21 protein-coding genes are annotated in these 22,207 nt (G+C 46.8%); 5 read left to right on the forward strand and 16 right to left on the reverse strand.

Annotated elements, in window-relative coordinates; genetic code table 11:
• Positions 1-163: 163 nt before the first annotated feature.
• The 3 genes from DESPCE1_RS22815 to DESPCE1_RS0119930 form a co-directional block, all read right to left on the reverse strand.
• The gene (locus DESPCE1_RS22815) at positions 164-457 is read right to left on the reverse strand and encodes a zinc-ribbon domain containing protein (protein ID WP_014795797.1); all 294 of its coding nucleotides are present in this window, start codon (positions 455-457) and stop codon (positions 164-166) included.
• A gap of 91 nt (positions 458-548) precedes the next feature.
• Entirely contained in the window at positions 549-1,301 is a 753-nt protein-coding gene (locus DESPCE1_RS0119925) for a ComF family protein (RefSeq protein ID WP_019851483.1), read from the reverse strand.
• Between the two features lie 73 nt (positions 1,302-1,374).
• Entirely contained in the window at positions 1,375-3,237 is a 1,863-nt protein-coding gene (locus DESPCE1_RS0119930) for a helicase-related protein (protein WP_019851484.1), read from the reverse strand.
• Between the two features lie 214 nt (positions 3,238-3,451).
• Between DESPCE1_RS0119930 and DESPCE1_RS0119935 the strand changes: the two genes are divergently transcribed.
• Entirely contained in the window at positions 3,452-3,832 is a 381-nt protein-coding gene (locus DESPCE1_RS0119935; RefSeq protein WP_014795800.1) for a DUF2680 domain-containing protein, read from the forward strand.
• 6 nt (positions 3,833-3,838) lie between these two features.
• Here the strand turns inward: DESPCE1_RS0119935 and DESPCE1_RS0119940 are convergent, their stop codons facing one another.
• Together DESPCE1_RS0119940 and fabZ are read right to left on the reverse strand one after the other, a co-directional pair.
• On the reverse strand, positions 3,839-4,237 hold the full coding sequence (locus tag DESPCE1_RS0119940) for a hypothetical protein (protein ID WP_172637640.1): 399 nt from the start codon (positions 4,235-4,237) through the stop codon (positions 3,839-3,841).
• 172 nt (positions 4,238-4,409) lie between these two features.
• Positions 4,410-4,847, reverse strand: a complete 438-nt coding sequence (gene fabZ, locus DESPCE1_RS0119945; RefSeq protein ID WP_014795802.1) for a 3-hydroxyacyl-ACP dehydratase FabZ — start codon at positions 4,845-4,847, stop codon at positions 4,410-4,412.
• A 169-nt stretch (positions 4,848-5,016) separates the two neighbouring features.
• Between fabZ and DESPCE1_RS0119950 the strand changes: the two genes are divergently transcribed.
• Positions 5,017-6,162 (forward strand): glycosyltransferase, encoded by a 1,146-nt coding sequence (locus DESPCE1_RS0119950; RefSeq protein WP_019851485.1) that lies wholly within the window; start codon positions 5,017-5,019, stop codon positions 6,160-6,162.
• Positions 6,163-6,267: 105 nt separating this feature from the next.
• On the opposite strand, the gene DESPCE1_RS0119955 is transcribed toward DESPCE1_RS0119950, so the two are convergent.
• From DESPCE1_RS0119955 to spoIIID, 5 genes are all read right to left on the reverse strand, one after another.
• The gene (locus DESPCE1_RS0119955; protein WP_019851486.1) at positions 6,268-7,572 is read right to left on the reverse strand and encodes an anti-sigma factor domain-containing protein; all 1,305 of its coding nucleotides are present in this window, start codon (positions 7,570-7,572) and stop codon (positions 6,268-6,270) included.
• A complete protein-coding gene (sigI, locus tag DESPCE1_RS0119960; protein ID WP_014795805.1) occupies positions 7,569-8,282 on the reverse strand; it encodes an RNA polymerase sigma factor SigI in 714 nt (237 codons plus the stop codon). Before sigI ends, DESPCE1_RS0119955 begins: the two co-directional genes overlap by 4 nt.
• A 77-nt stretch (positions 8,283-8,359) precedes the next feature.
• Positions 8,360-9,097, reverse strand: a complete 738-nt coding sequence (locus DESPCE1_RS0119965; RefSeq protein ID WP_019851487.1) for a WecB/TagA/CpsF family glycosyltransferase — start codon at positions 9,095-9,097, stop codon at positions 8,360-8,362.
• 157 nt (positions 9,098-9,254) lie between these two features.
• Complete coding sequence (locus DESPCE1_RS0119970; protein ID WP_014795807.1) at positions 9,255-10,241, reverse strand: rod shape-determining protein; 987 nt, start codon at positions 10,239-10,241, stop codon at positions 9,255-9,257.
• 271 nt (positions 10,242-10,512) lie between these two features.
• A complete protein-coding gene (gene spoIIID, locus DESPCE1_RS0119975) occupies positions 10,513-10,761 on the reverse strand; it encodes a sporulation transcriptional regulator SpoIIID (RefSeq protein WP_015263764.1) in 249 nt (82 codons plus the stop codon).
• Between the two features lie 196 nt (positions 10,762-10,957).
• On the opposite strand from spoIIID, the gene DESPCE1_RS23535 reads away from it, so the two are divergent.
• From DESPCE1_RS23535 to DESPCE1_RS22820, 3 genes are all read left to right on the forward strand, one after another.
• Positions 10,958-11,206, forward strand: a complete 249-nt coding sequence (locus DESPCE1_RS23535) for a hypothetical protein (protein ID WP_014795809.1) — start codon at positions 10,958-10,960, stop codon at positions 11,204-11,206.
• 258 nt (positions 11,207-11,464) lie between these two features.
• Positions 11,465-14,989 carry a pyruvate:ferredoxin (flavodoxin) oxidoreductase gene (gene nifJ / locus DESPCE1_RS0119990; RefSeq protein WP_019851489.1) on the forward strand — a complete coding sequence of 1,175 codons (3,525 nt, stop codon included), beginning with the start codon at positions 11,465-11,467 and terminating at the stop codon, positions 14,987-14,989.
• Between the two features lie 18 nt (positions 14,990-15,007).
• Complete coding sequence (locus DESPCE1_RS22820) at positions 15,008-15,181, forward strand: DUF3787 domain-containing protein (RefSeq protein ID WP_019851490.1); 174 nt, start codon at positions 15,008-15,010, stop codon at positions 15,179-15,181.
• Between the two features lie 105 nt (positions 15,182-15,286).
• Here DESPCE1_RS22820 and DESPCE1_RS0120000 read toward each other — a convergent pair whose 3' ends face one another.
• The 6 genes from DESPCE1_RS0120000 to DESPCE1_RS0120025 all read right to left on the reverse strand — a co-directional run bounded on the left by DESPCE1_RS0120000 (position 15,287) and on the right by DESPCE1_RS0120025 (position 21,741).
• Entirely contained in the window at positions 15,287-15,802 is a 516-nt protein-coding gene (locus DESPCE1_RS0120000; RefSeq protein ID WP_019851491.1) for a murein hydrolase activator EnvC, read from the reverse strand.
• 93 nt (positions 15,803-15,895) lie between these two features.
• Entirely contained in the window at positions 15,896-16,321 is a 426-nt protein-coding gene (locus tag DESPCE1_RS0120005) for a universal stress protein (protein WP_019851492.1), read from the reverse strand.
• A gap of 20 nt (positions 16,322-16,341) precedes the next feature.
• The gene (locus DESPCE1_RS0120010) at positions 16,342-16,902 is read right to left on the reverse strand and encodes an HPP family protein (RefSeq protein ID WP_242835444.1); all 561 of its coding nucleotides are present in this window, start codon (positions 16,900-16,902) and stop codon (positions 16,342-16,344) included.
• Between the two features lie 237 nt (positions 16,903-17,139).
• A complete protein-coding gene (locus DESPCE1_RS0120015; RefSeq protein ID WP_019851494.1) occupies positions 17,140-18,552 on the reverse strand; it encodes a sigma-54 dependent transcriptional regulator in 1,413 nt (470 codons plus the stop codon).
• Positions 18,549-20,744 (reverse strand): PAS domain-containing sensor histidine kinase, encoded by a 2,196-nt coding sequence (locus DESPCE1_RS0120020; protein ID WP_019851495.1) that lies wholly within the window; start codon positions 20,742-20,744, stop codon positions 18,549-18,551. Before DESPCE1_RS0120020 ends, DESPCE1_RS0120015 begins: the two co-directional genes overlap by 4 nt.
• Positions 20,737-21,741 carry an ABC transporter substrate-binding protein gene (locus DESPCE1_RS0120025; protein WP_019851496.1) on the reverse strand — a complete coding sequence of 335 codons (1,005 nt, stop codon included), beginning with the start codon at positions 21,739-21,741 and terminating at the stop codon, positions 20,737-20,739. Before DESPCE1_RS0120025 ends, DESPCE1_RS0120020 begins: the two co-directional genes overlap by 8 nt.
• Positions 21,742-22,207: the final 466 nt, after the last annotated feature.

Below are 22,207 nucleotides of genomic sequence, written 5' to 3' on the forward strand. Positions count from 1 at the left end.
GCTACTTTTTTGATAAAGTTTTATATTCGTCTTATGGATATTGATTATTATACATAAGGATGCAAATTTATTCAACAGCTTTTCCTTAAAATGAATAAAAAGAACCATTTAAAAAAAGCATTGGATAAACTCCAATGCTCTCATATATTCTCGTTTACTCTGATTAGCGACTTACGCGATGATTTTGGTAGCAATCACGGCAGTAAACGGGACGATCAGAAGTAGGTTGGAATGGAACTTGTGTTTCAACGCCACACTCAGCACAAACTACAGTGTGCATTTCGCGTTGACGAGTTTCACCGCTGTTGCGGTTGGTTTTACGTGCGTTGCGGCAGTCTCTGCAACGTTGTGGCTCGTTTTCGAAGCCTTTTTCTGCATAGAATTCTTGTTCACCCACAGTGAAAATGAAAGTGGTTCCGCAGTCTTTGCAGACTAGTTCTTTGTCTTGAAACGCCATGAAGAAAATCCCCTTACCTTAAAAAATAGTAACAGACTCACGCCTATCCGCCCCTATTATAACACCGAATTCTGAGACTGAATAGTCCCTTTTATCTCCTTTTCTCCAAACCTGCCGCTAAAACGAGTCCATATACATGAGCTGCCCCACCTCTTTTGAGGACCTTGGAACAGTGCTCCAAGGTCGCACCTGTGGTGGTCACATCATCAATAAGCCAAACCTTAGCTCCATGGATTTGACTTTGCGCTGAAGAAGGCATTTGAAAAGCCGACTCCAGATTATGAAGCCTTTCTTTCCTACTTAATCCTACTTGCGGAGTGGTGGGCTGGACCCGAGCCAGACCCTCCCATAAAGGGATCCCCAGCTCCCAATGGAGAAGAGAGGCGATGACCGCTGCCTGATTAAAGCCCCTTTCCCCTAATCGCTCATCGTGCATGGGGACAGGAACAAGAATATTAGGTGGCGGCAGATGGCAGAGAGCAAATTCTCCTAGAGGTTGACCAAGCCGTTTCAGCAGATAAGGCTGAAACTTAAACTTTACATCCTGAATGAACTCCCGCCAAGCCCCCGTATAATGTCCCCAGGCCACAACTTGATCCATACCTTTAGGCCCTCTGCCCTCAGTGCAGTCCTCACATTTTTTATGAGGGGATTCAAGAAGCTTGCCGCAATGGGTACACCGATTCAAATCCGGGTAAAAATAAGCTTGCTTACAATCATCACAAAAAACCTGACCCCCTGACACGTAGGTTTCACAGAGGAGGCAGGTTGAACTTTTTTCATAGAACAGAGCCCGGGCAAGATCTTTCATATCTTGCCATAGAGATAAGGTATAGCCGGACATAAGGAACCCCCTTATTTATATCCCCTCTCTTAAGCTGATTATCCATGACTAACCGCACTAAGACTTCGACTTCTTAATTATCAATCAAACCCTGTGCAAACGCTATCTCATTTTGTTCTTTAATCCAATAAATCGCCTTTTCTATAGAAGGCGTTCTTTTGGAGGATAGGAAAAGTGCATTTCCAGTGGGATTCTCTTGAGTCCTACCCACTCGCCCGGCCATTTGGACCAAGGCTCTCTCGTCAAAAATTCCGTGATCCGCTTCAAGGACGATGATTTGAACATTAGGTATGGTGACCCCCCGTTCTAGAACCGAAGTGCAGACAAAGACTCGAAACATTTTGTTCCGCAGAGCTTCGATTTTTTCACCGCGATGGGGATCGGCACTATAGCTTCCAGAGATTGCCCATTGAGGAAACTCCTTTCTTAGGATTTCGACCCAAGGGTTGACCCAGGATATTTTCGGAACAAAGAGAAGAACAGGACCCAATAGAGCCAACTCCTTAAGCCAATCAAAGACCTTTTGTCCCTGTCCCTTATGGTATAAACACTCAGGATCCAGGCTCCCCGAAACCTTTTGCCACTGAGGGACGGGAACCGCCTTGCCATGATGACGGGCAGGAAGGCGGATGAGCCCCACTCTTCCTGCTTTAACCTTCTCCAAGCTTTCCGGCGAGGGAGTAGCTGTCAGATAGACTATCTTTCCTCTCGGACCCAATGCCCGCTCCATTCCCCAAGTTAAGGCTGTATTGCCATAGTAGGGAAAGGCATCCATCTCATCAAGAAAGATTAGGTTAAAAGCCTGTGAAAAACGCAGGATTTGATGGGTAGTGGCCAGGACAAAGGGAGCCGGTGTAAAACGTTCCTGACTTGTTCCCGTGAGAATACTCAGCTTTAAGCCGGGAAAATCCTGTTGGAGACGAGGGGCTACATCCAGAACCACATCTTGACGAGGTGCAGCAAATAATACCTTTTTCCCTTGTTCAAGTGCCCATGCCGCAGCAGGAAAGCAGACTTCGGTCTTCCCAGCTCCACACGCCGCCCAGAGCAGCATTTCCTTCCTGAAGTCTTCTCCTTGAATCATGTTATAGTCTATAGCGCCCTCTTTTACAAAATCTAAAACCTGTTGGGCCGCAAGCTTTTGGGCCTGGCTAAGTTCCCAACGAGGGGAAAATACCCAAGAAATGTTACTACGGCCGGGAAAAGGGGAGGAAGCCGAATGAACAGTCTCCGTAGAGGAGAGGGAACTCATTGGGGAGGGAGCCATACTCCGGTAGAGTTCATGAAGTGAGCTTACTGCCCCTAAGGAAGTGCAGGCAGGACAAGTAGCGGCCACTCCATAGATGCTTGTCCATTCTTCAACCAAAGCATCCCCGCAGCGTTCGCATCTCCAGCCCTTCCCTTCCCTTTTTACTGCCGGAATCCATTGGGCATACCCTTTCATAACCTGCTCATGGCAAAGGGTCAGGATTTCAGTATAGGATAGGCGACATTCCTGCCCCAGCCGCTGGAGGTCGGCCTTAGCTAATAATCTGCCCGTAGTTCTATCCAAGAAATCCTGAACTCTTTCTTTCTCTGTTATGTTCTTTAGATTGCTCCTCAACAGGCTCTCAGGCAAACCTGTCTTTTTCTCCCAACGCCAATTGCAGCCCTTTAACCCGGGCTGCTTCCGCAAGATCTTGAGAATCTCTCTTTTAACCCATGCCCCATCCCTATTTTTATCCCGCCCTTTTTCCTTTGCATAAACTTCCCATAGAGAAAGCACCTTAGCTTTTATGGATCCCATCCTCTTAAAGTGGATTTCTTCGAGAAGAAATTGGGCAAAGCTTAAGGGAAATCCAGGCCGCAACACCTCAAACTCCTCTGTGAAATGTCTATCATCTAACAGAGGGGAAAGTGTCAGTTCCCCCGAATCTGCAACAAAAAGGTAGAACATCATAACATTCTCCTTGCATCCCGTTAAGAAAGGTATAATCTATCCCTATCATCTTAGGTACTATTCCCTCCCGAGAGGTCTTTGTCCTTCCTGTTTTTCAAAATAATTCCATCCAAGGATTACCACTATGTTTCTTTCTTTTTCTGGGTATTCTATGAAATGTTCCAGTTAAAAGCATGTCACTTGACCTATCCATACAAAGGAGGAGTGTAAATTGTTGAAGAAGCTCGCGGTAAGTTTATTGACCCTCGCCTTCCTCACCTTTGGTGCCGGTACAGCCTTTGGGGCAACCACCACTGCGCCGGATCCTGCCAAGTTAGCAGAAATCAAAGCTCTCCATCAACAAATGGTTGAGCTTAAGGTGCAAATGATCGATAAGAAAGTGGAAGCCGGAATCCTGGAAAAAGAAAAGGCTGAAAAAATCAAAGAAGCGATTAAAGAGCGGCAAAAGAAAGTAGAAGAGGACCTAGCCAACGGAAAGGTTGATTTTGGGAAGAAGCATCATAAAGATTGCGATAAGAAACCCAAAGGCGATTCAAAAGAAACACCCGACGCAAAATCTTCATCGAGCATACGCCTTACTTTGCCTAGATGACACTTTTTAACTGGAACCCTGATCCCCCAACTTTGGTTGGGGGATTGTTTCTTGTATGGACCAAGTAAAGCCGGTGAAAGATTGATTTAAACATTTAATGTAAAGAAGCTCTTCCTCAGAAAACTCATCCTTCTCCCCCCACAGCTCAATCTCACAATGGACGGGCATCCCCATTTCCTGCTCCATATCCCGCAGAAAGCGCTTTAAGGAAAAGGCAAATTGCTCCTGTCTATAAATGGATTCTTGATTAGTAAATTTTACTGTGATTTGGGTCTTATAACATTTTTTCTTCCAATCGGTGATTTTATGGCCGATCCCCTCCGGAACCGTCCACTCCCAATAATCCGTCAGAATCCATAACAAAGCCACAAGGGCTCCTAAGCCGGTAAGCTGTGCACCCATCAAACTCCCCCCTATCCTAAACTATGCAAGAGCTCAGGAAGGGTAATTTGTCTTTTCTAAAATGATGATCTGCCCAAATAAGTAAGCCAGGGAAACTGCCCTGGCTATCCACCGTCATTAATCCGCTGACTCTATCATTTTATGTTTATGTTATACTACAATTAGTTGAAATCCTTTATCCCTCTAATTTAGGACCGACAGCAAATTTTAATGTGCCTTCAGCCGCTAAGTCTTCTCCTACATAGGCTTTTCCTTGAGCTACACCAATCCCCCGCTTGAGCTTTAATAACTCAACTTCCAGACGAAGTTGGTCTCCAGGGATAACTTGCCGGCGGAACCGTACATCTTCCAGCGCAGCAAAAAGGGCAATATGCCCTGCGTATTCCGGCATCTTCAAAAGGATCACAGCACCCACTTGAGCTAAAGCTTCCATAATCAGCACTCCGGGCATCACCGGATAACCGGGAAAATGGCCTTGGAAGAAAGGCTCGTTACCGGAAACATTCTTTAAACCCACCCCCCGTTTGCCATCTTCCAACTCCAGGATCCTATCCACCAGCAAAAAGGGATAACGATGCGGAATAATCTTTTGAATTTCTTGACTATCTAGCATTAAAACGACCTCCTGATTTTTAACTTTTTCCAATAACGAAATTTAACCGGAAAGATCCTCAGCCGTTGCTTTATACTTTTTCGTTTTTTGCCAAAGTTATTTTATTACCTAGTCACAATTTGCTCTTACATTAGTATAACCGAGTTTTTAAAAGAAGGGAAGAATCCCCGTGCCAACCTATAAAATTTTACAGTTAATCGGTGGTGGAGAAATCGGTGGCGCCGAGCAGCATGTCTTGACCTTACTGCAAGGGATGGATAGGAGTACCTTTTCTTTAACCTCAGGCTGCTTAATCGATGGCCCCTTCGCCCAATACACCGAAGAGAAAAACATTCCAACCTTGCGTTTTCCCATGAAGCATGCCCTGGATTTCTCACCTTTACCAAGACTTATAGCCCAAATACGTCGGGGAGGGTTTTCTCTTATCCACACTCACGGTTCCCGAGCCAATCTTTTGGGAAGACTGGCCGGAAGGCGGTTGAACATACCTGTGGTAAGCACAGTCCATAGCTCCCTAAAGCAAGATTACCTTTCGCCTAGGGCGGCTTTCTTAGCCTTAGCTTTGGATCGGCTGACTCTTCCTTTTACCTCCGGGGTTATTACCGTTTCTGAAGCCCTGGCTGAAGAAGTTGCCCGTCGCGGAGCGCAAAGGATTCGCACTATTTATAATGGTATCCCTCCCCTTCCTCAATTAGCTTCCGATGAGCAACGGGCAGAACTGCGAGAAAACTTTCGTCGGATATGGGAAATACCCCAGGATGCTCTGGTTCTTGGCAGCATTGCCCGACTGCACCCAACCAAGGGCCTTCATACTCTTCTGGATGCTGCTCAAATTCTACGCCCTCAGTTTCCTCATATCCATACTTTGATCATTGGGGATGGGCCTCTTCGCGGGGCACTTATTGAGAAGGCTGAAGCGTTGGAACTGCCCCACACTTTTACAGGTTATCTTCCAGAGGCCTATAGGGCCCTTCCCGCCATGGATATTTTCATTCTTCCTTCTGTGAACGAAGGTATGGGCCTTGTTCTTCTTGAGGCCATGCAAGCTCATCTTCCCCTTATTGCCACTGCTGTAGGAGGAATACCGGAAGTGATTCGCCATTCTCAGGATGGCCTTTTGGTTCCTCCGGGACAGCCGGAAGAACTTGCTAAGTCCTGCTGTTCGCTTCTCCAGAATCCTGATCTCACCCAGTCTTGTATAGACTCCGGCACGAAGCGTTGGCAGGACTTCAGCGTCCAGGAAATGCTTAGACAAACTCAAGACTATTATATGGAAGTGTTAGACGTAAAGCAGCCGGTTGACCTCAGACAATAAAATTCCATTCTGCAGTGATACCATTTAAACACCACAGAAGCCTGACAGTGCAAAAAGCTCCCCAAGGAAAGTTCTTATGAACTCTACCTTAAGGGAGCTTAATATTTAAGTACGTTGGCCATAGGTCATTCTTAAGATATTCTGAAAACCCCAGTAATTTGGGGAATTATTTTTAGAGTTCTGGTCCATTTTGTGGTTGATGTTTTTCTTGATGTCTTGATTATTGCTCTCATTGGCTTTATCTGCCGGTTTATACTGCCTGTTGCTTTCGCTCTTATTAGAGCTGCGTTCCCTTTCCTTCTCCCCACTCTTTCCTTTGTCGGTATCCTTGTTATTTTCCCGGTCATTGGTCCCTCGGCTGTTGGTTTTATTGAACTTGTTGTCTTTGTCCTCTCCTTGGTCATTTGCCTTGCCCGCTCCATTCCACTTAGAGCTGGAACCAGAATTATTATCCCTATTTTGATTGCCTATGCCATTTCCGGACTGTTCTTTTTTGTTATTCTCTCTATCCTGGTTGTTCCCATTACTTTTACTGGTTTTTCCGGTCCGATCCTTGTCCTCCCCCTTATCCTTTTTATTCTTACTGTTCTTCATATTACCTTGGGAGGCATCTTGACCAAGGAAGAAGCTCATGGTTTCAATAATCCGCTTATCCTTACGCATCTGCTCTTGAATTTCCGGTATTTCCAATAAACGGGTGCGTTCTTCCTTTTCTTTTAAAGCCTTAGGCTCTACCTCTATACCAGCCTTCTGAGCAGTATCCGCTAAGGCGTACTCTCCTAAGGAAAGCCCCGTCTCTTGAGCTTGTTTTTTTTGCTCCGAAGTCAATTCATAGACTGCTACACTAGGCTTAAGACCATGCTCATGAACGGCCTCTTGAACCTGTTTGCTTATTGCTTCAGTATTAATAGGTTTAGCAGAAAGCTCTTTTTTGTTCGGTGTAACGGATGAGTATCCCACCACAACCCAGCTTTCCTCTTCGTTCAAATAATTCAAATCCACCGATCTTTTAATGATTTCATTCAATGCTTCTCCCCATGTCTTGCCCTTAAGGGACAGTCCGGCGATCATCTGTTCTGCGTCGGAATTCAGGGATTCCAGATCCAGAACCTCTCCCTTCTGATCCACGGTGAGCTGAAGGCTAGGGTTAATATCCAGAGAAATCATGGCCACTGCAGTCCTTGGCTGAAAAGCATTCCACCCGAAAATCCCCATAAATGTCAGCAGAAATACCGCAGCAATACTTGCACCTATTCGCCAGAGGGGGGCTCTGCTTGGAACCGGCAGCTGAATCTCCTGCCCGATCTCCACAGCCCCTTTGTACTTCATGGTTTGAAAAACCCCATCTCCCGTTAATACGGTAATGGAATTTTTGTTTTTCTCCAGTATAACGGCCCTATTTTTACTCATCCTTCAGCCCTCCTTTCATCCGGGAGTACATATTCCCTTAAGTAGATATAGTCATGTTGATTAGCAATTAATAAGGCTACTGCCAAGATATACTTTCTCCCCCGCTCCAACACTTTGGGGTGAACTTGTGTCTTTAACGTTAGGGCTTGCATAGGGAGCTTTCCTGTTCTCTCCACTTGGTGCCATAATTCCGGGGACAGTGCAAGGGTTCGAGCTACCCCGAGGAGGGTTTTTCGACTATCCCGATGTTTGGGACACACTTCAGCCAGGACTTGAAAGGATAGCCCATATTTTTTCAGGGCTAAAGAAAATTCTTGAATCTCAGCCGCCCTCTCTTGATCTTGTTGGTGCTTACGAAACTCCTGAATCCCCACATGGATTTCGACAGCCTGCCCTACATCATCTTGATCCATAGGCAAGGCTTCACGTAAACGCTGCTTTCGATAATAATCAATAAGCCGACGTTTGACCAGGAGTCGAGCATAGGCTAAAAAAGGCACGCCTCGTTCTTCTTCATAATGATCTATGGCTTCATTAAAAGCGATTAAAGCCTCGGATAATTCTTCATCTCTACCCCATTCTAAGGTGCGGTGACACGTCTGAATAGAAACATGACGAATAAAAGGCTGAGATTCCTGTAAAAAGTCCTCTCTGGCCTGTGGATCGAGTGTTATCTTCTCCCAGGACCATTTGAATTCCCATTCAGGCATTTTTCAACCTCCCATTCAATAGTACGTCTGATGGAGCAATTTTTTAGTCGGTGAGGGAAAATAAAAACTCTGGAATACTACCTTACTTTTCTGGTTCTCCTCTGCTCTTTACCGGAGCGCAATACCTTCCAAACAAAGCGAGGGAGAACCAGTTGACGTTTCAGGCGGGTGGGCTGCTTAATCAGGCGATAGAGCCATTCCAGATGGATATTTCGAATCCATCGTGGAGCTCTTTTATTGATTCCAGCCAGGGCGTCAAAGCTGCCGCCTACGCCGATGCTGACCGTGCTTAAATCGAGATGGGAAAACATCCAAAATTCCTGACGAGGTGCTCCTAAACCGATAAGAAGAATATCCGGTTTAAATTCACGAATTTGCATCAATAGGGCCGGCTCTTCTTCACTGCTAAAATAGCCGTGAGCAGCTTGCCACTGGAAGCCGGGATGTTTTTCCGCTACTCTTTGAGCCGCTTTTTCAGCCACACCGGGCCGACTGCCCAGAAAAAAGACCCGCCAGGCTTGCTCGGCTGCTATGGGGAAGAGGGCTTCAACTAAGTCAATCCCTGTTACCCGCTCAACCACCGGATGACCCAGGCGCTTGGCCGCCCAGACCACACCGACTCCATCTGGGGTAACAATCTCAGCCCCATTAATCAGTTGCTTAAGGCGAACATCTCTTCCCGTGGCATAGATCAGCTCCGGATTAGCCGTAACCACTTGAATGGTCTTCTGGGCCTCTACTGCTTTTTGGATTTTCTGGACGGTGTCCTCCATAGAGTCCCGATCAACTTTTACTCCAAGTATATCTGTTCTCAAAGTAAACCCTCCGAATACTAAAACATTCACATTTCTATAGAAAAAACCGAGAAATAGCTTCTTCCGGTCTGCACCGGATATAGCCCCTTTCCTCGGCTTTAAAGCTTGTCTACAATCGAATTCTATGTATTCACTACACTACAATGATGTCAGCGACCTAGAAGCTTTGATCCAAGACCTTACCCGTTCCTAAAGCAACACATGAGATAGGATCATCGGCCAAAGTTACCGGTAGACCGGTCTCCCTTGAAATCCGGGTATCAAACCCATAGACCAGAGCCCCTCCTCCTGTCATAACGATCCCTTTGCTTAAGATATCAGCAGAAAGCTCGGGAGGAGTCCGTTCTAATACTTCCTTCACTGCTCCCACAATGGCTTCCACATTTTCTTCAAGAGCGAGGTAGCACTCTTTGGAATTGACATTAATGGTTTTAGGAAGACCTGTGACCAAATCTCTCCCCCGCACATCGATTTCAGCATGATCGGGGCGACCTTCAGGAATAGCTGCACCCACAGCAATCTTAACCTCTTCCGCCGTCCGCTCCCCAATCATTAGGTTATATTCACGCCGAATATGGCGGATAATGGCTTCATCAAATTTATCCCCACCTACTCGTAAGCTACGCTTGGTGACGATCCCTTCAAGAGAAAGAACTGCCACATCTGATGTTCCTCCACCGATATCCACGATCATATTACCCGTGGGTCCGGAAATGTCCAATCCTGCTCCCAAGGCTGCAGCATAGGGTTCTTCAATGACCTTGACCTGTTTAGCTCCGGCTTGGTAGGCGGCTTGCTTTACTGCCCGCTCTTCAACATCGGTAACCCCAGAAGGGATACAGACCACCACCCGGGTCTTAAATAAAGGCCAACGCCGGGCCCCTGCTTTTTCCAAAAAGTATTTGAGCATGATTTCTGTCGTTTGATAATCGGCGATGACACCATCCCGCATAGGCCGAACAGCTACAATATTTCCTGGTGTTCTTCCCAGCATCATCCTTGCCTCTTCCCCAACGGCGATTTTTTTGTTGGTATTCTTATCGATTGCAAGAACCGAAGGCTCATGAAGAACAATTCCTTTTCCTTTTGCGAAGACCAAAACACTGGCCGTTCCTAAGTCAATACCTAAGTCAATACCAAACATTCGTAGTGGTACCCCTTTCTTACACTTCTGGCTTGTCCATTTCGTTCATCATTCACTGCACTAGCTTTCTATTCCATGCTTAATTTGAATATCCTTCCTAATATATCCTCAAAACGAAAAGTACAATCTCCCCTGCGGGAGATTATACATAATATACCACGTTCTTTTATTCGATGAAACTATACTAATTCCTTTATTATTTCCCCTGTTTATCTAGAAAAAAATTCTTCCTTTATCGTTCCCGAACATTTATACAAATAAACCTAACCCTTTAGTTCTCCTGATATTTTTTCCGAGTGGCTTCGCCCCCTCGAATATGCCGTTCAGCTTTATTGCTTTCAAGTATTTGCTTAACCTCCATGGCCAGCTTCTCATTGATCAGGGGTAGCCTCTCCGTGACATCCTTATGGACAGTGGATTTACTCACTCCGAAGATATCAGCTGTCTGTCTCACCGTGGCGCTCGATTCCATTATATAATTCCCGATATCGAGTACCCGTTTGCGGATATATTCTTGCACTCTGAGCCCCTCCTTTTTGCACCGAAATTTTATACATTTATATGCACTTAAAATCAAAAAAGACATCCTCGAGAGATGTCTTTCGATTGGTAAATGCTGTATAAGTCAAAATAAGATTTTTTTCAAAAATACTGTAAAACATTACCAAATTCGTTTTCATATCATACACTGTAATATAAAAAGGAGGTGTTTCGCAATGCATGGCTGCGTTAAACCAATTTGTTGCCCACCACAATTCTGCGTAAGGGATTTTTGTACCCCTAGAGCAGTCCCTGTTATTCATCCGGTCGTAACTATCAATCGCCAGAATATTATTGATGTTCCTCAACATTTTGTTCAGCCGATAACACGTAACGTTGTTGTTGATCGTGGTTTCGTTAATACTGGTGCCTTCGGTTTCGGTAACGAGGGCTTCGGCCTTTCTAATCGTCTGTTCGTGCGTTAAAAAATTCAGCCCTCTTGCTAAGACTATTTATAGAGTAACCTCCCGAATTTCGGACTCCTAAATGATGTTCAATTTAATCCGGGCTGTAGACCAAAACCGTTTCTATGCCGTCAGGCTTGAAACGGTTTTGTTTTTTATGGTCTGGAAACTCGGTATTGATCAATTCAAGCAAAATTGCAGAAAGAATGTATGAGAGTCTCCCAATAACGAATACTAAACCTATATCCAAATGCTCATTGTTTTAAAGGAGGTTCTCACGTGGCAAAGAAAATGAAAACGATGGATGCAAATCAAGCTGCAGCCGAAGCGTCCTATGCTTTGACTGAGGTGGCGACCATCTTCCCCATTACACCTTCCTCTCCCATGGCTGAAGCGGTGGATGAATGGTCTGCCCACAATAACAAAAATATCTTTGATCAGCCTGTCAAAGTGGTTGAGATGGAATCCGAGGCGGGAGCCGCAGCAGCGGTGCATGGTTCTCTTCAAGCAGGAGCCCTAACCACAACCTATACAGCTTCTCAGGGCCTGCTCCTGATGATCCCCGAAATGTATAAAATGGCCGGAAACCTGGTGCCCGCTGTCTTTCATGTCAGTGCCCGGGGGTTAGCCACCCATGCTCTGTCTATCTTTGGCGACCACTCCGATATTAATGCCTGCCGCCAAACAGGCTTTGCTCTGCTTTGTTCCAATGATGTACAAGAAGCCATGGATATGGCTTACATAGCTCATCTCTCAGCGATCAAATCACGGATTCCTCATCTTCACTTCTTTGATGGATTTAGAACCTCCCACGAAGTGCAAAAGATCGAAGTGACTCCCTATGAAGAAATTGCACAATTGGTGGATTACGAAAAGATTCAGCAATTCCGGGATAATGCTCTTAATCCTAATCATCCGGTCTTGAGAGGTACAGCACAAAACCCGGATATTTATTTCCAAGGACGGGAAGTATCCAATCCGTTCTATGCAGCAGTTCCCGATATCATTGAAGACTATTTTAAAGAATTCAAGAAAATTACCGGACGGGAATACCATCCTTTCCAATATTATGGTGATCCTAATGCGGAAAACATTATCGTGGCTATGGGCTCCGTATGCAATACCATCGAAGAGACCATCGACTTCCTGACCCAAAGAGGAGAAAAATTGGGACTGATTAAAGTCCATCTCTACCGCCCCTTCTGCTCCAAGTACTTCTTCAATGTCCTGCCCAAATCCGTGAAAAAAATTGCTGTCCTGGACCGTACCAAGGAACCCGGCTCTACCGGCGAGCCTCTCTATCTGGATATTATTCAAATGTTTAACCATGAAGCGACTCGCCCCGTTATCGTTGGCGGCCGCTATGGCTTAGGTTCCAAGGACACGACTCCCTCCCAGATCTTAGCCGTCTTTAAAAACCTCAATCAAGCCCAACCCAAAGACCGCTTTACCATCGGAATCATCGATGATGTAAGCAACACCTCTTTACCTGAAGAAGAAATAATTGATGCTTCTCCAGAAGGAACCATCCGCTGCAAGTTCTGGGGATTGGGCTCCGATGGGACGGTCGGAGCTAATAAGAGCGCCATTAAAATTATTGGAGACAATACGGATCTGAATGTGCAAGGTTACTTTGAATATGACAGCAAAAAATCCGGCGGCACCACCATTTCTCACTTGCGCTTCGGTAAGCAGCCTATAAAATCCTCTTACCTGGTTTTTGATGCTGACTATGTTGCTTGTCACAATAAATCCTTCATTTATAACTACGACATCCTTAAAGGTCTGAAAAAAGGCGGCACCTTTGTCTTGAACTGCCCCTGGACCCCCGAGGAAGTGGAAGATCACCTGCCTGCTTATCTAAAACGCTTTATTGCTAAAAACGATATTAAATTCTACCTCATTGACGCTATATCCATCGCCGGTGAAATTGGCCTGGGCGGACGAATCAACATGGTCATGCAGGCTGCCTTCTTTAAACTGGCTAATGTCATCCCCATTGACGATGCCATTCGCTACTTAAAAGACTCCATCCATAAGGTCTACGGCAAAAAAGGCGCCAAGATTGTAGACATGAACGAAAAAGCCGTGGACAAGGGAATTGAATCCCTTATTAAGGTTAATGTCCCCTCAGCCTGGGCCGATGTTCCCGATGAGACTATGCCTATCAAAGAGGAGCCGGATTTCGTTAAAAATATTCAACGCCGTATGGCTCGCCATGAAGGTGACGAGCTGCCCACCAGCGCTTTTGTGGGCATGGAAGACGGCACCTTCCCCTTAGGAACCACCAAATATGAAAAGCGGGGAATTGCGGTTTATGTGCCTGAGTGGCAGATTGATAAATGTATCCAATGTAATCAATGTGCCTATGTCTGCCCCCATGCCACCATACGTGCCTTCCTGCTGGACGACCAGGAATCAGCCAAAGCACCGGATACCTTTAAAACAAAGAAACCTAATAGCAAAAAACTGGAAGGCTATCATTACCGGATTCAAGTCTCTCCACTGGATTGTACCGGCTGCGGCAACTGCGCCGATATCTGCCCTGCACCGGGTAAAGCACTGGTGATGGAACCCGCGGATCATGAAATCGAAATGGAAGCCGAAAATTGGGAATTTGCTATGACCGTCACCGAAAAGCGGGATCTTCTGGATGTAAAGACTCTCTTTGGCAGCCAGTTGGCAAGACCTCTTCTGGAATTCAACGGTGCATGCCCCGGCTGCGGTGAAACGCCTTATGCCCGCCTCATTACCCAACTTTATGGGGACCGCATGATTATAGCCAATGCCACCGGTTGTTCCTCTATCTGGGGTGGCAGTGCCCCGTCGGTACCTTATACCGTCAATGCAGATGGCAAAGGACCGGCTTGGATGAATCCTCTCTTCGAGGACAATGCTCAATTCGGTTATGGTATTTATCTCGGCTCCAAACAAATACGGGAGAAACTGGCTCAGCTGATGAACCAGTTAATCGAAAACGGGATCGGTGGAGAAATGAAGGAGGCTTTCCAGGACTGGCTGGATAACTTCAATGAGGGTGAAGGGTCCAAGAAGGCCAGCGCACGGGTTCTGGAAGTCCTCAAAAAAGAGGATATTTCGGGCAATCCACTACTGCAGGAAATTATTTCCAGAAAAGATTATCTGGTTAAACCCTCCGTATGGATCTTCGGCGGCGACGGTTTTGCCTATGATATCGGTTACAATGGGGTGGATCATGTCCTGGCCAGCGGCGATGACATTAATATCTTCGTCTTTGATACAGAGGTCTACTCCAATACAGGAGGTCAGTCCTCCAAGGCAACCCAAACTGCGGCCATTGCCAAGTTCGCCGCTGGCGGAAAGAAAGTTCGCAAAAAGGACCTGGGCCTGATCTCCACCACCTATGGCTATATCTATGTAGCGCAAATCGCCATGGGCGCCAATATGAATCACACCTTGAAAGCCATTGCCGAGGCTGAAAGTTATAAAGGACCTTCCATCATCATTGCCTACGCTTCCTGTATCAACCACGGAATTAAGACAGGTATGGGTACCAGTATGGCACAAATGAAGAAAGCCGTAGATGCCGGTTACTGGCACTTGTGGCGTCATGACCCCCGTCTCAAGGAGCAAGGAAAGAACCCCTTTATTCTGGATTCCAAAGAACCCAAAGGCTCCTTCCAGGAGTTCATTAACGGAGAAATCCGCTACTCATCACTTAAAACCGTCTTTCCCGAAATTGCCGACGAAATGTTCAAAGTGGCGGAAGAACATGCTCAGGATAAATATCAGACCCTTAAGCGCATGGCTGAAATGCAGTACTAAATCAAGGAGGCTTTACTAATGACTGAAAATAAATCCAAAGAGAAGTTCATGGCTAATCCTGTTGAACGGCATGATACTGCCGCCTGGCGGGCTGATATCAAAGAGTTGAAGTCCGAATCCAAGGTAGCCATTCCCACAGAAGATTCCGTATCCGAGGCTAAAGATTGGGTGGATACCAACTCCCTATCATAAAAAAAAGGGGGACAGTCGCGGCTCCATTTGGAACCAGCAACTGTCCCCCTTTTTTTTAAATTAAACGCATTCGCCGCTAAGTCCGGTTGTCCTGTATCTGTGTTTTTAGGGAACCTGCACCAGATCCCCATGCCAGACCTCGTAGTGAAGATGAGTCTGCTCTATATCCCCGAAGATATCCGGATAATAGCCAATCTGCCCGATAGCCTGATCGACCTCCACCCAATCCCCTTCTTTAACACGCAGATTTTTTAACCCGCCATAGATGACACCCCAATCCTCACCGCAATCCACTTCAACTTTATGACCAAGGAATGGATCAGGTCCAGCATAAGTTACTCTCCCGGCATGCTTAACCCGAATAACAGCTCCCTCAGCTTGAGCATAATCTGTTCCCGAATGAAAAAGGGTGGTCCCTAATTCTTCAGAATAATATTCCCCAGCTACACGCAAGGGTTTCCCCTTAATAGGACTGGGGAAATCTTCAATGGTCTTACTGCTTAATTCTTCTTGGGCATAGGTATTTTTACTCTCTTCTTGAGCATTGAGCATTAAGGCCCTGATCCCGAAGAAAGTTATCCCAATAATAAAAATTGCAGTTAAACCCTTCCATCTCCTCATAACGTTCACCTCTAAGGATATACTTACCCGGAGCGAAAGAATTTAGACCAAATATAAAATAGTTCTCTATTTTCTCTCATTGTAGACGAAACCTTACTTAATAAGCAGCACTGGCCGTGATGTTTTGGCTAGAACCTTTTGGCTTACGCTCCCCATGAATGTTCCGGCCAGCGAAGTATACCCACGATAACCCATTACAACCAGATCGATATCTTCACTTACAATCTCCTCTAATATCACTAAGGCAGGATAGCCAGGTTTTAGTCTGCAAGTCAGCCTTACTCCTTCAAGATCCACATCTTTAGTTGTAGCAGCTAATGTGGCCTCGCCATTAGGATTATATTGCTGTTGCACTACGGTTGCATCCTCGGTGAGGAGATACCCGAGTGCCTCAGGGGTCATCAGCACATTGAGCAGTATAACCTCCGCATTAAACTTTTTGCCTATCTCTAAGGCTACTAACAATGCCCTACGGGAATATTCCGATCCATCCGTTGGGACAAGAATCTTTGTAAACACAATAACACCCCACCTCTAACTTAGTACCAATAGCGCGGGTAATTTCGATTAGGTGATAAATTATTTACTACTACTGCAATCAAAACCAATACTATACTACCCGAGATCATTGGGGCGACAATAAACGTCGGGCCAGCACCATTAAGGACGGCAAGCATTGCCGTTGCTCCACCCGGCGGATGAGTCGTTTTCGTTAACAACATGACCAGTAAAGCAAGAGTGGTACCTAAGGCAACCGACCACCATGTCATTCCAAAAATTTGATAGATTAATACGCCTATACTTGCCGAAAATGTATGCCCTAAAATGACATTACGTGGTTGAGACAGCGGGGCATCAGGAACTCCATAGACTAATACCGCTGAAGCTCCCAGGGAAGCAGCTAACATCGGCATGTCGTAGATAAACAGTAAGATGCTTAAGAATGAGATGCCTAACATAGTGCCAAATAAGGTAATGAGAATGTCTAAGGGAGCAGGGGAGACAAGAGGCGTGATTCTTTTATGCCCTTTAAATTTAACCAGATAGTTAATGAGTTTACTTTTCTTTTGACCATTTTCAAGGATTTGGGCACTATCCATAAGATCCAACTCAATTCCCTCCTTTCATAGTGAAGCATTGAATGGAGCGAATAAAGTGCAGGTAATGCAACATAAGGCAATCGTACTGAAAATCCCTCTTGCTCAGCGTGAGTCAAATCACACCGTTAAGAGAAAAAGGGGTTGTTCTCACCTTTTTGTAGAATTTACTATAAAGACCTATGGATAATTAAAAAAATGAGACAAGGGAACTATTCCCTGTCTCATTTTATATCCTGATCAGCTATACTTCTCCAGCTTCCGATAGAGATTCCGGACACTGATGCTGAGAAGTCTGGCTGCCCGTACTTTATTCCCATCCACCTTTTTCAGAGTGGCAAGGATATAGTTCTTCTCTATCTCTGCGAGAGTGGCGTATCCTTCTAAGCTCTCACTTTGATTCTCCTCATTTCTTGTTTTGAGGTCTTTTTCGTCCATTACTGTTCCTTCATCCGGCACCGGAATGGCTGCCTGAACACTGCCTCCTCCTTCCCCATGGTCCGGCCAAAGATCTCCGGGGTGGATGACATCACCTTCAGCCAAAATCATCCCCCGCTCAATGAGATGAGCCAATTCCCGAACATTGCCTGGAAAATCATAGGCCAACAAAGCTTCCTGTGTCCCCAGGGCCAAATGAAGTTGTCCCTTAAGCCTTACCCTGAGGAAATGTTCTGCCAACTGGAGGATGTCCCCTTTCCGCTCTCTTAACGGCGGAATATGCAAGACCATGCCGCTTAAGCGGTAGTAGAGGTCCTTGCGAAAGCGCCCGGCCTCCACCTCCTCCAGAAGATTGCGGTTGGTGGCGGTGACAATGCGGACATTGACCCGCCTTAAGCGGTTATCCCCCACCCGCCGAAACTCCCCGGTCTCCATAAAGCGCAGAAGTTTAACCTGTAGATTCAAGGGCATCTCCCCGATCTCATCCAAGAAAAGGGTGCCTTGGTCAGCCATCTCCACCAACCCCAGCTTAACCGCATTGGCTCCTGTAAAGGCTCCCTTTTCATGACCAAAAAGCTCACTTTCCATCAAGGTTTCATGGACTGCTCCCGCGTTCAAGGGAATATAGGCTTGAGCCCTGCGGGGGCCCCAGACATGGAGAGCCCTCGCAAACAACTCCTTTCCCGTCCCGCTCTCCCCTTGTATAAGAACAGGAGTATCCGTCTGAGCGATCTTCCGAGTCATTTCCTTAAGGGATTGCATTATTTCACTATCACCAACAATCAAGGGTTCGGCATTTTGCCGGTGAACCACCTGCCGCAGTCCCGTATTCTCTAGCATAAGCTTTCTCTGCTCTAAAGCCTTCTGCAGAGTAATCTCCAGCTCTGAGAGATTGCAGGGCTTAGTCAAGTAATCATAGGCTCCCGCTTTCATGGCTTCAATGGCTGATTCCAGGGTGCCATGGCCGGTGAGCATAATCACCTGAAGGTCCGGCTGACGTTTTTTCATTTCCTGTAAGAGCTGAAGCCCATCCCCATCGGGCAGGCGAATATCCAAAAGGACTGCCTCAAAAATGTTCTCTTGGAGCAAAGCCATGCCTTCCTGAGCCGTTCCCGCCTCCGAAATCTCATATCCCCGCCGCCCTAAACGCTGGGCGAGAATCGAACGCAAATCCTCTTCATCATCTAAAATCAAGATGCTTTGATGACTATTCATGGCCTATCCCCCATTTCCTGATAGGGAAGATTAATGCGAACCGTTGTCCCTTTCCCTTCGGTACTCTCAACGAAAAGCTTTCCCCTCATTTTTTGCACTATACCATAGCTGACAAAAAGCCCCAGACCCGTACCCTGACCCGGGGGTTTGGTGGTAAAGAAGGGATCAAACACCTTCTTAAGGTACTGAGGCGGAATCCCATGGCCTTGATCCACTACCTCAACCTGTATCTCATCACCTCTGCTTATGAACAATGCCCCTTCCGAGGCAGAGTGGCCTTTGACGCGTTGAGCCCGTACCAGGATCTGGCTTCCCTCCCCGGAGGCATCGATGGCATTGGTTAAGATATTGAGCACCACCTGCTGCCATTCGTTTTCATCACCATCCACCCAGAGACCGGGTTCACTTTCTTTGATAAACACCATTCTTTTTTGTTTGAGGCGGTATGCCAGTAAATCCACGGTCTGCTCGATGGCCTTATTGGCATCCATCACATCCAGATTATGCCTGCCTGGTCGGGCAAAGCGCAGAAGCCTGCTGGTCACCTGTTTGCAGCGGTCAATCTGCTTGGCAATGATACCCAGTATTCCTTGAATCTCAGCCTTACTGGGCAGCTCGCTTTCCTCTTGAAGCCGATCCAGTAAATCCTCATTATGGGCGGAAACAATGGCCAAGGGATTGTTAATCTCATGAGCCACTCCGGAGGCTAACAGTCCAACCGTCGCCATTTTCTCCGTCTGAATGACCCGGGCTTCCATCTCTACCTGCTGGGTCACATCTTCCAGAAGGAGCAAATAAGCGGCATTTTCCGGATTTCCAGAGCTAAGCCGGTAATAAGAATGGCGAAGATAACGCTTGTCCCCCTGTACTTCCAAAGCCAGCACTTTGCCATTTTCTCCATAGACAGATTCTGGTCCCTCTCCTCGCAGAAGGGCTTCATAAGGCAGTTCTTTAAGGTTTCTATCTTCTAAACCAAACCAATCGGAGAAAATGGAATTCCACCAGATAAGTCGTTTTTCCTGATCCAAAAGGGCCATCCCTGCCCCAATCCCATGGACCACCGTTTCCAAAAGCTCCTGCTCCGCCTGCAGATTGGCCGTCTTATCGGAGAGCCGGCGCAAAAGATTATTAAAGGCTTGAACCAGCCGGCCAATTTCATCATCACTTTCCTGAGTCACTTCGGCCTGCAGGTCCTCCGTAGAAATAATCCGCCGTACTCCCGCTTCCAAATTCTCAATGGGCTTCGTCAGCTTCAAACCAAAATAAATACTGATCAGGGTCACACCCAAGATAATGACAAACATGATCCCCATGACCCGAAAGGCAAACTGGGCAATCGGTTCATAGGCTTCATGCACCGGCTGCTCAATAAATACCCCCCATGAGGGATTGCCTACAGAAGCATACAACCCGAGGACAGGAACACCGTCGGCGTTGCGATACTCATTCCCGGCCAGGTCAGGGCGTTTCCCGGTCAAGAAATTGCGGACGCTGGGATTTTGGGTCACATCTTCCCGGCTTAGTACCCGACTAAAATCCGGATGACCAATCAGCTTTCCTTTCCCATCGGTAAGATAAATGATCCCACCCTGACCGATTGGAGTGCTGGTAAATTTATTGAAGAGAGCCTTCAGATCCGTCTTGGCCTGGAGATAGCCCAGATTCTTGCGGGTCTGAGGATCAATGATATTCACTGTCAAATACACCTGAGGCCGGCCGTCCACTGAGAAGAATACTTCGCTGATCGAATAGCTCTCCGGGGCAAAGAATCCCGGGTGGGGGAAAGTTTCCCCCTCCTGCACCGGATAGTCCACTTCTCGCCGGGAAACCTTCCCAAGAACCTGAGCCTGAGTGTCTGCCACCAGCAAACTCTCCAGGTAGGGTGTCTCACGGAGCATGGTCCCCAGCACGGTTTCTCTGGCCAGTGGGTCCGGCCCCGCCAATTCCGGGGCGTTGGTGGAGGTCACTAGGATTAGGCTATCGGCGTTATTCTGAATAAAGTCTTGGATCTGCCCGGCTAAAAGGGTAGCCCGTTCATAGTTTTGTTCCTGGATGCTTTTTTCCAGATAAGCCTGAGCCGCAATAAAGCTTGCCAACCCGAAAACGATCAAGGGCACTGCCGACATGAGCACTCCAAAAACCAAAACCCGGACTTTAATCCGCATCCACCAAGGGGATCTTCTCTCACTCATCATAAACCACCTCATCGGCAAGGCTCAATACTGCCTGGGAAGGAGTTATTCCCAGCTTATCGGCGGTTTTGAGGTTGACGGAGAAAACAATCCGGTCCGGTGTCTCCACCGGAATCACCCGGGGATTTTGCCCTTGGAGAACTTTATAGACCATATTGGCGGATTGGGCACCCTGACTCCAATTGGAGGTACCGTAAGAAGCCAGACAGCCATCTATGGTATCCTGAGGATAGACCCCAAAGACGGGAATCTTAAAAGCCATAGCGTATTGGACGATTTCCTCGGTATAGCTTTCCAGGAAGAACCCCGGCAAAAGAACGATGCCCTCTTCCTCAGCCTCTTGGATTCTGCGAAAGACATCTTGAATCCCCTCTGCGTTGGTTAGGGTATAGGTACTCAGCTCAAGTCCCATTTTTTGCGAAGCCTGCTGCAAACTCTCTTGGGTCTGTTGAAAAAAGGGTACACGTGTATCCCCTAGGATCGCCACTTTTTTTATCTCGGGCAGAAGGCGGTGCAATAGCTCAAGGCGCTTAGGAGTTAATTCATAATGGTAATTGTTTAAACCCGTTAAATGATTTCCAGGCCGAAGGGTGTCTTCCACCAATCCAATTACACTTGGGGAAAGGGTTCCCATGAAGACCACCGGCGTAGGAAATTCTTGAGCTGAGGTGAGCTCTTTTAAGCTCAGTGCCTCAACCGCTCCCGAGGCCACCAGGACATCGGGCTCTTCCATCAATAGTTCCTTCCCTAAAGCAGGAAGATCGGAGAGATCGTTTTTAGCATTTTCTATATGAAAAACTATGTTCTCCCCTTCGATTAAACCCATCTCCTTAAGCCTGAGTTTTAAGGCTTCTACTTTCACCAGTCTTAAATCATTAGCTACCAGGACTCCTACTTTATAGGGCTGCTTTTGAGTTGGGGAGAGTTCACTTAAATGACCGAAAAAAAGAAAGGCGATAACCATTGCGCTGCAAAGTATGACGGTCATTTTTTTCATCTGCACTCTTCCTTTCCTTTGTCAGTTCATGGTCCTGACTCACCGTTCTGGGGGACATCCTTCCGATATTATGGATAGCCCTTGAATTTAGATGGCCTTTTATGCCGCTGGCGACACCGGCAGATGATGAAAAAGCGTTTGCTCGGGTCGCGTAGCTTTACGCACATCGCTCACTCTATAGCTACGGGGCTGGTCAACTCGCTTTCTTAACAGCTCCACCAAACCTTTGGTTAATACCTGATGTGAACCATGGCTCCGCTTCGTTAAGAAAGCTTCGCTGACCTGACCGCCCCTGCACTAAATCCGTTCGCTCTTGTGCGTAAGCTACACTTACGGGTCTTTTTTCGACCCTTTCCCGGGTTCGTCTGGATCAGGTAGTTTATCCAACATCCACCGCTCAAGCCCGAAAGACAGCCCAAGGATTTTGCTTTAAGGCAGAGAACGGATTCTAAGCGAGCAGGTAAGC

It is taken from the genome of Desulfitobacterium sp. PCE1 (genome assembly GCF_000384015.1).
Lineage (GTDB): Bacteria > Bacillota > Desulfitobacteriia > Desulfitobacteriales > Desulfitobacteriaceae > Desulfitobacterium > Desulfitobacterium dehalogenans.